Raw genomic sequence first — 10,651 nt, forward strand, 5'->3', positions numbered from 1 at the left:
TCTATCAGACTGGACCTCCCCGCGCACCTCTCCTAAACCATAGGGCAGGCGCATTCCGGGGAGGTTTTTTTATGTCGGCAGACATCGCCATAGATCAGCTTGATGAGGCGCAGGCGCGCGCCGATTGGCGCGTTTGGCCGATCTCTTGGCCCAGGCCAATGCCGCCTATCATCGCGAAGACGCTCCGGTCTTTGATGACGCAGAATATGATGCGCTCAAACGCCGAAACGCCGAAATCGAGATGCGATTTCCACATCTCAAACGCAGTGACAGCCCCAGTGAACAGGTCGGCGCAGCCCCCTCTGAGGGCTTTGGCAAAATCACTCATGCCGTGCGGATGATGTCGCTGTCCAATGCGTTTGACGATGAGGACGTGGTGGAATTCGACCAATCCGTGCGCAAATATCTCGGTGCGCCGGGCGAAATTGCCTATACGGCGGAGCCCAAAATCGACGGATTGTCGCTGTCCATCCGCTACGAGATGGGCCAGATCATCCATGCCGCAACGCGTGGTGATGGCGAGATTGGCGAAAATGTCACCGCCAATGCCCTAACCATCGCGGATATTCCCCAAACGCTGGACGGTGCCCCCGATGTGCTTGAGGTGCGCGGTGAAGTCTATATGAGCCATGCCGATTTTGCGGCGCTCAATGCCCGCCACGCCGAACGCGGTGGCAAAACATTCGCCAATCCGCGCAACGCCGCCGCAGGGTCCTTGCGCCAACTCGACCCCGAAATCACCCGTGCGAGGCCGCTGAAATTTTTCGCCTACTCCTGGGGCGAGTTGTCCGCGCCCTTGGCCGATACCCAAACCGCCGCGACCCGACGCCTGCAGGCCCTTGGCTTTCAAATCAATCCGCTGACCCGGCGCTTCACAGAGATCACCGATCTCATTGCGCATTATCACAACATCGAGGCCCAGCGGGCGACGTTAGGCTATGACATTGATGGCGTCGTCTATAAGGTTGATGACCTCGCGCTGCAACGCCGCCTTGGCTTTCGCTCCACCACGCCGCGATGGGCCATCGCCCATAAATTCCCCGCCGAACTGGCTTGGACCAGGTTGGAAGCCATCGACATTCAGGTCGGCCGCACCGGCGCTTTGTCTCCCGTTGCTCGCCTGACTCCTGTCACTGTGGGTGGGGTCGTCGTCTCCAACGCGACCCTGCACAACGAAGATTACATCGCGGGACGCGACAGCAAAGGTGGCGAAATTCGCGGCGGCAAAGACATCCGTGTTGGCGACTGGGTTGAGGTCTATCGCGCCGGAGACGTGATCCCCAAAATTGCCGACGTTGATCTGAGCAAACGCCCTGATGATGCTGTGCCTTTCCTCTATCCCACCGTCTGTCCCGAATGCGGCTCCGAGGCGATCCGCGAAGAGGGCGACGCGGTGCGCCGTTGCTCAGGCGGTCTCATTTGCCCCGCGCAAGCCGTTGAGAAATTGAAACATTTTGTCTCTCGTGGCGCGTTTGACATAGACGGGCTCGGGGCGAAACAGGTCGAACAATTCTATAAAGACGGCTGGATCAAAGAGCCTGCCGATATTTTCACCCTGCGAGATCGATTCTCTACGGGCCTGCAACAGCTCAAAAACCGTGAAGGCTGGGGGGAAAAATCCGCCAACAGCCTGTTTGACGCGATTGATGTGCGCAAAACCATCCCCTTGGCCAAACTCATCTTTGCCCTCGGTATCCGCCATGTCGGCGACAGTTCCGCCAGCCTTTTGGCCACAACCTACGGTACATGGGACGCATTTGAGGCGGCGATGACCGAGGCGCAGATCGGTGTTGGCACGCAATGGGAGGATCTTTTGGCCGTCGATGGTGTTGGTGCGGTCATGGCCACCTCGGTGATCACTGCCTTCCACCAAGAGGCAGAACGTGCCTCGATCGACCGATTGGTCGCGCATTTGACCGTCGTTGAGGCGGCAAAACCCAAAAATGACAGTCCGGTGAGCGGCAAAACCGTGGTTTTCACCGGCACGCTCGAAAAAATGACCCGGGCCGAGGCCAAGGCCCGCGCCGAATCTTTGGGCGCGAAAGTTTCAGGATCAGTTTCCGCCAAAACCGACCTGTTGGTCGCGGGGCCGGGTGCCGGGTCAAAAGAGAAAAAAGCCCGCGAGTTGGGCATCGAAACGCTTGACGAGGACGGCTGGCTGGCCCTGATCGGCACCGCATGAGCGCGGGGCGGCCGGATATCCTGTTTCCGCTGTTTGCCGGGCTTGAAACCCTCGCGGGGGTTGGGCCGAAGACAGCAAAAGCGCTGCCGGCGATGGGTATCGAGCGACCGCGTGATCTGTTGTTCACGCTGCCCCATACGGTGGTGGATCGGCGGCGGCGCGACAGTTTGCGCGAGATTGCGCCCGGTGAGATCGCCACGGTCGAGGTGACGGTGCTGCGCCATCAACCGCCCACGCGCAAAGGCCTGCCGTATCGGGTGATCGTTGAAGATGCAGAGATCGCCTTTCAAGTGGTGTTCTTTCGCGGCGCGCCGAAATGGATCGAGGCGCAATTGCCGATTGGCGAACGCAGGCTTTTGTCCGGCAAGGTTGAGCTATACGACAATCAATATCAAATGCCGCATCCCGATCACATTTTGGAGCCGGATGAGGCGGGGGAGTTAGGGCAGTTTGAACCCGTCTATCCGCTGACCGCCGGGGTGACGCAAAAAACCATGGCCAAGGCCAGTGCAAGCGCTTTGGAGCGCGTGCCGGAGATGGCGGAGTGGATTGATCCGGCCTTGCGGGCGCGCGAAGGCTGGCCGGAGTTTCACTCCGCTTTGGCCCAGGCGCACCGACCTTTGTCGCTTCATGAGGTGGCGGCGACCGCCCCCGCACGGCAACGATTGGCCTACGACGAACTTTTTGCCCATCAAGTGACCTTGGCTTTGGCTCGCGCCCGGGTGCGTCGCGGCAAGGGCCGGATCAATGTGGGCGATGGTCATTTGCGTGCAAAAATGTTGGCCGCTTTGCCGTTTAGGCCCACCGGAGCACAGGCGCGGGCGATGGCGGAAATCGCCGAAGACATGGCGCAACCTGCGCGGATGAACCGGCTTTTGATGGGCGATGTCGGCTCTGGGAAAACGCTTGTGGCCTTGGATGCACTTTTGGTCGCGGTCGAGGCGGGCGGGCAGGGCGTGATGATGGCGCCGACAGAAATCCTTGCGCGTCAACATCTTGAGGGGCTCAAACCCATGGCTGAGGCGGCGGGTGTTGTGATTGAGCTTTTGACCGGGCGCGACAAAGGGCGAGAGCGCAAAGCCAAACTCGATGCGCTTGCCCGTGGTGACATTCACATCCTTGTCGGCACCCATGCGGTGTTCCAAGACGAGGTGGTATTTCACGATTTACGCCTCTCGATCATTGACGAGCAGCACCGGTTTGGGGTCACGCAACGTTTGGCTTTGGCGCAAAAGGGGCAGGCGGTGGATGTTTTGGTGATGACGGCGACGCCGATCCCTCGCTCGCTCTCCCTGGCCCATTACGGCGATATGGACCTGTCGATTTTGGACGAAAAGCCCCCTGGGCGCACGCCGATCAAAACGGCCCTAAGTGCGACGGATCGGATCGACGAGGTTGTGGCACATTTACGGGGTGCGATTGAGAAGGGACGGCAGGCCTATTGGGTTTGTCCGCTGGTCGAGGAAAGCGAGCTGGTCGATATGATGGCCGCCGAGGAACGGTTCAAACATCTGCGCGCGGTTTTGGGCGAGGGGCATGTTGGGCTTGTGCATGGACAAATGCCACCTGAGGACAAAGACCGGACCATGGCACAGTTCGCGGCGGGCGAGATTGCGGTTTTGGTGGCCACAACGGTGATCGAAGTGGGGGTCAATGTGCCCAATGCGTCGATCATGGTGATTGAGCGGGCGGAGCATTTTGGCCTGGCACAGTTGCACCAATTACGCGGACGGGTTGGGCGCGGCGATGTCGCCTCGACCTGTTTGCTGCTCTATCAGCCGCCTCTGACCGAGACCGGTCGGCGCAGGTTGGAGATTTTGCGCGAGACCGAAGATGGGTTTCGCATTGCCGAGGAAGATTTGGCAATGCGCGGCGCGGGCGACGTGTTGGGCACGGCTCAATCCGGGCTACCACGCTTTCGGGTGGCGGATTTGGAGCGGCAATCGGCGCTGATGGCTTTGGCGCAAAGTGATGCGCGCAAGCTGATGCATGATGATCCGACGCTTTCAAGCGACCGCGGGCAGGCCGTGCGTGTTCTTCTTTGGTTGATGGGGAAGGATGAGGCAATCCGTTTGATTTCAGTGGGTTAGTAGATTTTAACGCAGGTGGATTTCATTTTGTTCGCGAATGTTCTTAAAAAGTTCTTTACATGGATCTTTGAAAATGAGAACAAAGTGGCAACACATCATTAACCAACCTGTCTCAAAGGATGCTCACATGATCAAGGACCTCAAATCCGTTGCCACCCGGTCGCAAGGAACACTGGTACAAGACATGATCGGTGCGATCGCACTTTTGGTCATCCTCTTGGGTGGGTTGAGCCTACCGGCCTTGGTGTAACGCCCATCTTCGTTTGCCTCAGATCTGATCCCCAACCCGCAGCCCACTCTTGGGTCTGACATACCTGTTCCCGTCAGTGATGGTCCCTCATCCCATCAACCCCGCGGGTCTCAGATCGTACTTCCCGCCGCCTTCTTCTGAAGTGCGGCGGATTTTTTTTAGGGCGCTCAGGTTAAGGTGATGCGTCAGAACGTATATCCCAAACGCAAGCCGCCCCAGTGTTTGCCATCCACGAAAATCGGGGCAGAGAGATCTTTCATCATCATGAATTTGCCCGCTCCCATATCGCGACGATAGACTTGGAGCAGGAAGGGTTGGGTGTTTCGCCCGGCTTTCAGGCCCACCCGATCGCTAAAAATGCGCCGATTGCGGGAATTGGCGGCGTTCCAGGCCGGATCATGACCTTGCGGTGCGGAGAATTTAACATTGTGGGTTGGCAAATAGCCGTTTGGATCAAGCGCCGCACAAAAGACGACCTTGGGGTTAAACTCAAGCATAGGCTCTTGAACCGCGGGCAAGACCTCATCCGTAAAGGCCGTGAACCGCGCCACATATTGTTGCGGATCGGTGTTGGCGAGTTCAACGTAGCTTCGGTCAAAAAGGTCTGAGTGACTGATGCGTCCCGAACTCATGCCATCAGCAAAAAGTTCTGAAATCCGAAAGGCGGCCTCTTGCACCTTGTTGATAAAGACCAAATCTTCGCTGGCACCGCCCAGAGCAACGGTGGTTTGGAAAATGGTTTCAGAGGTGTCGATCAACTTATCGACGCGCTCATGCGCAACATGGATGCCCTCAGCGGTGGCATTGGCGGCTTTGCCGATTTGGTCAAAGGCGGGTTGGAACCGCGCGACAGCGTCTCGAACCTTGTCGGCCTCTGTGACCATGATCCGGGTGGCGTCGTGGGTTTGACGTACACCTTGGGCGATTTCTGTGAGCGCCAGATCCGTTTCCGAGGCCGAGGAAATCACATGGCCCGCGTCAGTGGAGACACCTGTCGCCTCCTCGCGCAGCCGTCCGACCCATTCGGACAGGGTGGCAATGTTCTCTTCGATCCCGGCGGCGGCGCGGGCGGTTTTGCGCGACAATTCGTTGATGGCTTCGGCCACCACGCCAAAGCCACGCCCGCTGTCACCGGCGCGCGCCGCCTCGATTTTGGCATTGATGGCGAGAATATTCACCTGACGGGCAATGTCGGCGATATTGGTGTTGTCCGCCTCAACGGCACTCAGTGAACTTGCGACCCGTTCCATACGCTCCGACAGATCTTTCACCCATGAGGCCACATGTTGAGATTTTTGGCCGCTTTCGCGCACAAATCCCACCGACCCCTCAACGCGATTGAGGGTTTGATCGGTGATGCTGGTCACCGTCGTCAAAGCGTCACGCACCGCACCATTGGCGGTCATCACGTCTGCGGCGGAGGATTGCACATCCGCCAGAACCGCGATCTGACTTTTGGATTGTTCATCGACGCTGTCCAGAAATCCCGCGATGTCCACAACTTCAAAGCCAAGTCGACCGGCATATTTGGCCAACAAGCTCATTCTGTGATCCGCAGATGTTGCGTTTTCAAAGTCAGGATTCGGAATCATTGAGGCCTCCAATTGCAGGAGGACAATGGACCACGCCTCTTACGAGTTCGTTAAATTCTGAGCCTTCTCGGCCAATTCAAAGGCATTTTTGGCCGCAGTGAGGGCCAAAAGGATCGAAGCATGGCGATTTTTATAGTCGCGCGCGGGCAAAAGCGCCTCATATCCGTCAAAGGGCGCGGAGGGCACCGGGCCGTTCTGTTTCAAAAACGCCTCAAGCTCATCACGCGCCTGCGCCAGTTCGGCTCCGGTCCGCCCGATGACCTGCGCACCCAGCACGGATGCTGCCGCCTGACCCAGCGCACAGGCTTTGACGTCTTGGGCAAAGCGCAGGACTTTTCCGTCCGCCACATCCAAATCCACGGTCACGGTCGAGCCACAGAGCGGCGCGCGCTCGCGCACGCTGGCCTGTGGCGTCTCAAGCCGCCCGGTTAGCGGAATATCGGCAGCCAGAGCCAAGAGTTTACCGGAGTAGAGCTTGGCCAGTTCGACGGTGTTTTGCGCCGTTGTTGGACCCGTGGTTTGAGTGGACATGGTTTGCCTTTCATCAACTGCTCTCTTAGATAGGTCACAGACCCGCCTATGGAAAGGACCTGCCATGCGCTTTGACCCGGCTTCGCTCAAATATGATGACAAAGGGCTGATCCCGGCCATCGCCCAAGACGCCGAGAGCGGCGATGTTTTGATGATGGCGTGGATGAATGAGGCGGCGGTGCAAAAGACTCTGGAGACGGGGCGGGTGACCTATTGGTCGCGCTCACGTCAGGCGTTTTGGATCAAGGGCGAGACCTCGGGCCATGTGCAGGAGCTGGTCGATTTTCGTTATGATTGCGACAGCGATTGCATCCTTGTGACGGTGGCCCAGACCGGGCCTGCCTGCCACACCAATCGCCGGTCGTGTTTTTACCGCGCGGTGCGGGATGGGGATGTGGTTGAGTTGATGTCACCCATGGCATGAGGTTTGCCTCATAAAGACATGAAAGAATTATACTAACCCGATCATTTCTTTGACGTCATCCGGGGACAACCCTTCTTCGCGAAACTTCGAAATCGCCTTGGCATCGGCGCGTTTGGCAAGGCGTATACCTTTGGAATCCCGGATCAAAGCGTGGTGGTGATAGGCGATTTCGGGCAAATCCAACAGCGCTTGCAACAGCCGGTGAATCTGGGTCGCCTCTCTTAAATCCGCGCCGCGTACGGCCTCGGTCACGCCCTGATGGGCATCATCCAACACCACCGAGAGATGATAGGCGGCGGTGCCGATCTCTTTACGGGCCAGCACGATGTCCCCAACATGATGGATCAATTGATGGGCGCTCAAACGATGAGCTCCAGGGACGTCCGGGCCGGTTTCAACCCATGAAAAACGTGTCACATCTCCCAGATATTCCACGGCTTTTTGCATGTTAAGCCGCACCGCCTCGCCATGGCGAAACGAGGCCATCGCACGGTGACGACAGGTGCCGGGATAGATTACACCATCCGGCCCCATCGGCGCGCCTTCTTGCGGGGCGGAGAGCGCATTCATCACGTCGCGGCGGGTGCAGGAACAGGGGTAGATCAGGTCCAATTCTTCGAGGCCGCTCAAGGTACTTGCGTAGATGTCTTCGCGTGCCGTGACGTGCAAAACCGGTTCAGGCCAGGACAGGCCGAGCCAGCGCAGATCGGCATAGATCAAGGCCTCCCATTCCGGGCGACAGCGGGTGATGTCACCATCCTCGATCCGCAATAGAAATAGTCCGTCATGGCGGCGCGCACGCTCATAGGCCGTCAGCGCCGAATAGGCGTGCCCCAGATGCAAAGGCCCTGTGGGGCTTGGGGCAAACCGGGTGACGTAGCGCGTCGAAGGGGGCATTACCGGCGACGTCCGCGGTCACGCCGATCCTCGCGGGCTTGAAAGATCAGAAACCACGCCAGGAGGATAAACATTGGATGGGTCAATCCGCCCGAAAAGATCAGCGCGGGCACCCAGATCAAAAAGGTGAAAACGGCCACAAAGGGCCGCCCTGTCAGCAGGATCGACAGGGGCGGCAGGAAAATCGCGAGGATGTAATTCAAGGCAAGCCTCCTAACTCTCCGCCGCGCCCAACCAGGCTGTGAACGCGTCTTTGGCGCGGTCTGTATAGCCTTTATAGCGCTCTTTGCGGCCTTTGCGACCGCCGCGCATCCCGTCCAACGGCGGGAACAGGCCAAAGTTCACATTCATCGGCTGAAAGCTCTTGGCCTCAGCCCCGCCGGTGATGTGATGAATGAGCGCACCCATGGCGGTGGTGCCGGGCGGCGGACCCATCTCATGGCCCAAAAGTTCGGCTGCGGCCAAACGGCCAGCGAGCAACCCCATGGCAGCGGATTCCACATAGCCCTCCACGCCTGTGACCTGTCCGGCAAAGCGGATATTGGGCCGGGATTTGAGCCGCATTTGATCATCCAATAGCGTCGGAGAGTTCAAAAACGTGTTGCGGTGAATACCACCCAAACGGGCAAAACTGGCATCTTCCAAACCGGGAATCATTTTTAAAACAGCGGTTTGCGTGCCGTATTTCATCTTAGTTTGAAAGCCGACGATATTCAAAAGCGTGCCGAGTTTGTTGTCGCGGCGCAGCTGCACCACCGCGTAGGGTTTCACATCCGGCTGATGCGCATTGGTCAGGCCAATCGGCTTCATCGGCCCAAACCGAAGCGTCTCGCGACCGCGTTCGGCCATGACCTCGATCGGCAGACAGCCGTCGAAATACCCGGCCGTTTCATTTTCATGAAACTCGGTCTTTTCCGCCGCCAAAAGCGCGTCGATAAAGGCCTCGTATTGGTCCTTGGTCATCGGGCAATTGAGATAGGCTTTTTGCTCTTCCTCGGTCTCGCCCTTGTCATAGCGCGACTGCATCCAGGCCACATCCATATTGATGCTCTCGGCATAGACGATGGGGGCGATGGCGTCGAAAAACGCCAAACGATCCGTGCCGGTCTCGCGCGCAATCGCCTCGCCAAGCGCGGGTGAGGTCAGCGGGCCTGTGGCAAAAATCCATGTACCCTCGGTGGGCAATTCGGTGATTTCACCATATTCGACCGAGACGTTGGGCAGGGCTTTGAGCGCGGCTGTGACGCTCTCAGAAAAGGGATCGCGGTCCACGGCCAAGGCGCCGCCTGCGGGCAGGCGATGCTTGTGCGCCATCGCCATGATCAAGCCATTGGCCGCGCGCATTTCCCAATGCAACAGGCCGACGGCGTTTTGTTCGTCATCATCCGAGCGGAACGAGTTGGAACAGACCATCTCGCCAAAATTCCCGGTGTGATGGGCGAATGTGCCCACTTCGGGACGCATTTCATGAAGCACAACTTTGAGGCCCATATGAGCCGCCTGCCATGCCGCTTCGGACCCGGCCATGCCGCCGCCGACGATGTGGAGTGTTTTATCTGTCATGGCTCGGGATGTAGTTCAAAGCTGGGAGAAAGAAAAGAGAGGGCGCGCGCCTATGTCAGAGCTTTAAAGCGGCTCGCCCATCAAAAACCCCACACATCAGGCTGACGTGTGGGGCAGGTTTGATCGTCTTGATCCTGAGTAGGATTTAGAAGTCGAGGAGATCGTAGAGCGGCGTTGTATCTGTGACGTAGTTGGTCACCTGATCGGTCACGCGAACACGACGAGCGCCGGTTTCGAAAGAGAGGGCGAGGGTGAAGCCGTCGCCGTCAACGATATCGCTGCCGAAGGACTGACCATAGTTGGCTTCCACGGATGTTGTATCCGTCAGGTTGTAGCTGCCGCCAACGGTGTAGATGCCGTTGTCGAGGAAATTGTCATTGGTGGTGAGGACAGAGGCCAAAACGGTGAATTTCGCATTGACGTCATATGCGCCGCTGAATGCGGTTGCCCCTGCGTCAAACCCGTCTTCATCCCAAAGGCTGGCGATGTTGGCTTCGAAAGCTGCGGCGTCATATTTATAGCCGAGACCATAGGAGCCGAAATTGTCCGTCTCATTGGCAATGCCGTAGACGGTGGATGCGCCAAAGCCATAGAAACCAGCAAGGGTTACGCTGTCGATATCAGCGTCGTCAAATTTTTCGTATTCCAGTGCAACGCCATAGTCGTTGTTTTGGAATTCTGCGCCCAAACCATAGGAGGTTTCGTCGTTGCCGCCTTCGGCCTGGCTATAGCTGAGAAGGCCGTAGACGTTCAGGCCGGGGATGATCGCGTAGCCCGCAGTGCCGCGCAGGATGGAGGCGTCATCACCTTCAGCAGACACAAGGCCCGCAGAGCCGGTGAAGGAGTACTGACCCATGATGTAGTCAGCTTCGCCGTTCAGGCGGGTGACGTCCAGCTCTTCGATATTGCCGTAGACCGCCTCTACATTGCTGTAGGTCAGGCGTCAGCGGCGGCTGCGCCTGCTGTCGAAACCAATGCCAAGGCGAGTGAAAGTTTTTGTACGTTGCTCATTTTCAACCTCATGGAAAATTATGAGCTGCATTTAGCCCTCTCATCAGGTGAATTTTAGAGGGGGCGTTCACTTTTATAATCTGTGTGAAAATATGTGTGTATTTGGCTACA

The 10,651-nt window shown here is 57.9% G+C and carries 10 protein-coding genes; 4 read left to right on the forward strand and 6 right to left on the reverse strand.

Annotated elements, in window-relative coordinates; genetic code table 11:
* Window positions 1–133 precede the first annotated feature (133 nt).
* The 3 genes from ligA to C8029_RS22660 all read left to right on the forward strand — a co-directional run bounded on the left by ligA (window position 134) and on the right by C8029_RS22660 (window position 4,522).
* The gene (ligA, locus tag C8029_RS04600; protein WP_152002385.1) at window positions 134–2,182 is read left to right on the forward strand and encodes an NAD-dependent DNA ligase LigA; all 2,049 of its coding nucleotides are present in this window, start codon (window positions 134–136) and stop codon (window positions 2,180–2,182) included.
* Window positions 2,179–4,272: an ATP-dependent DNA helicase RecG gene (gene recG / locus C8029_RS04605; RefSeq protein ID WP_009571893.1), complete on the forward strand. Its 2,094-nt coding sequence runs from the start codon at window positions 2,179–2,181 to the stop codon at window positions 4,270–4,272. The genes ligA and recG overlap by 4 nt, the downstream gene beginning before the upstream one ends.
* Before the next feature lie 127 nt (window positions 4,273–4,399).
* Window positions 4,400–4,522 (forward strand): hypothetical protein, encoded by a 123-nt coding sequence (locus C8029_RS22660; RefSeq protein WP_269771043.1) that lies wholly within the window; start codon window positions 4,400–4,402, stop codon window positions 4,520–4,522.
* Between the two features lie 185 nt (window positions 4,523–4,707).
* Here the strand turns inward: C8029_RS22660 and C8029_RS04610 are convergent, their stop codons facing one another.
* Both C8029_RS04610 and C8029_RS04615 read right to left on the reverse strand, forming a co-directional pair.
* Window positions 4,708–6,066 (reverse strand): methyl-accepting chemotaxis protein, encoded by a 1,359-nt coding sequence (locus C8029_RS04610; protein ID WP_226946229.1) that lies wholly within the window; start codon window positions 6,064–6,066, stop codon window positions 4,708–4,710.
* An 87-nt stretch (window positions 6,067–6,153) separates the two neighbouring features.
* On the reverse strand, window positions 6,154–6,645 hold the full coding sequence (locus C8029_RS04615; protein ID WP_152002368.1) for an iron-sulfur cluster assembly scaffold protein: 492 nt from the start codon (window positions 6,643–6,645) through the stop codon (window positions 6,154–6,156).
* Between the two features lie 64 nt (window positions 6,646–6,709).
* On the opposite strand from C8029_RS04615, the gene hisI reads away from it, so the two are divergent.
* Complete coding sequence (gene hisI / locus C8029_RS04620; RefSeq protein WP_152002369.1) at window positions 6,710–7,069, forward strand: phosphoribosyl-AMP cyclohydrolase; 360 nt, start codon at window positions 6,710–6,712, stop codon at window positions 7,067–7,069.
* A 27-nt stretch (window positions 7,070–7,096) separates the two neighbouring features.
* Here the strand turns inward: hisI and gluQRS are convergent, their stop codons facing one another.
* The 4 genes from gluQRS to C8029_RS04640 form a co-directional block, all read right to left on the reverse strand.
* Window positions 7,097–7,966, reverse strand: coding sequence for a tRNA glutamyl-Q(34) synthetase GluQRS (gene gluQRS, locus C8029_RS04625; RefSeq protein ID WP_152002370.1), 870 nt, complete (start codon window positions 7,964–7,966; stop codon window positions 7,097–7,099).
* The gene (locus C8029_RS04630) at window positions 7,966–8,169 is read right to left on the reverse strand and encodes a hypothetical protein (RefSeq protein WP_152002371.1); all 204 of its coding nucleotides are present in this window, start codon (window positions 8,167–8,169) and stop codon (window positions 7,966–7,968) included. Before C8029_RS04630 ends, gluQRS begins: the two co-directional genes overlap by 1 nt.
* A gap of 10 nt (window positions 8,170–8,179) precedes the next feature.
* On the reverse strand, window positions 8,180–9,529 hold the full coding sequence (gene trmFO / locus C8029_RS04635) for a methylenetetrahydrofolate--tRNA-(uracil(54)-C(5))-methyltransferase (FADH(2)-oxidizing) TrmFO (RefSeq protein ID WP_152002372.1): 1,350 nt from the start codon (window positions 9,527–9,529) through the stop codon (window positions 8,180–8,182).
* Window positions 9,530–9,674: 145 nt separating this feature from the next.
* A complete protein-coding gene (locus tag C8029_RS04640) occupies window positions 9,675–10,385 on the reverse strand; it encodes a hypothetical protein (RefSeq protein WP_152002373.1) in 711 nt (236 codons plus the stop codon).
* Between the last annotated feature and the right edge of the window lie 266 nt (window positions 10,386–10,651).

Source organism: Roseobacter sp. TSBP12 (assembly GCF_009129705.1).
In the GTDB taxonomy this organism is placed as follows: domain Bacteria; phylum Pseudomonadota; class Alphaproteobacteria; order Rhodobacterales; family Rhodobacteraceae; genus Celeribacter; species Celeribacter baekdonensis_A.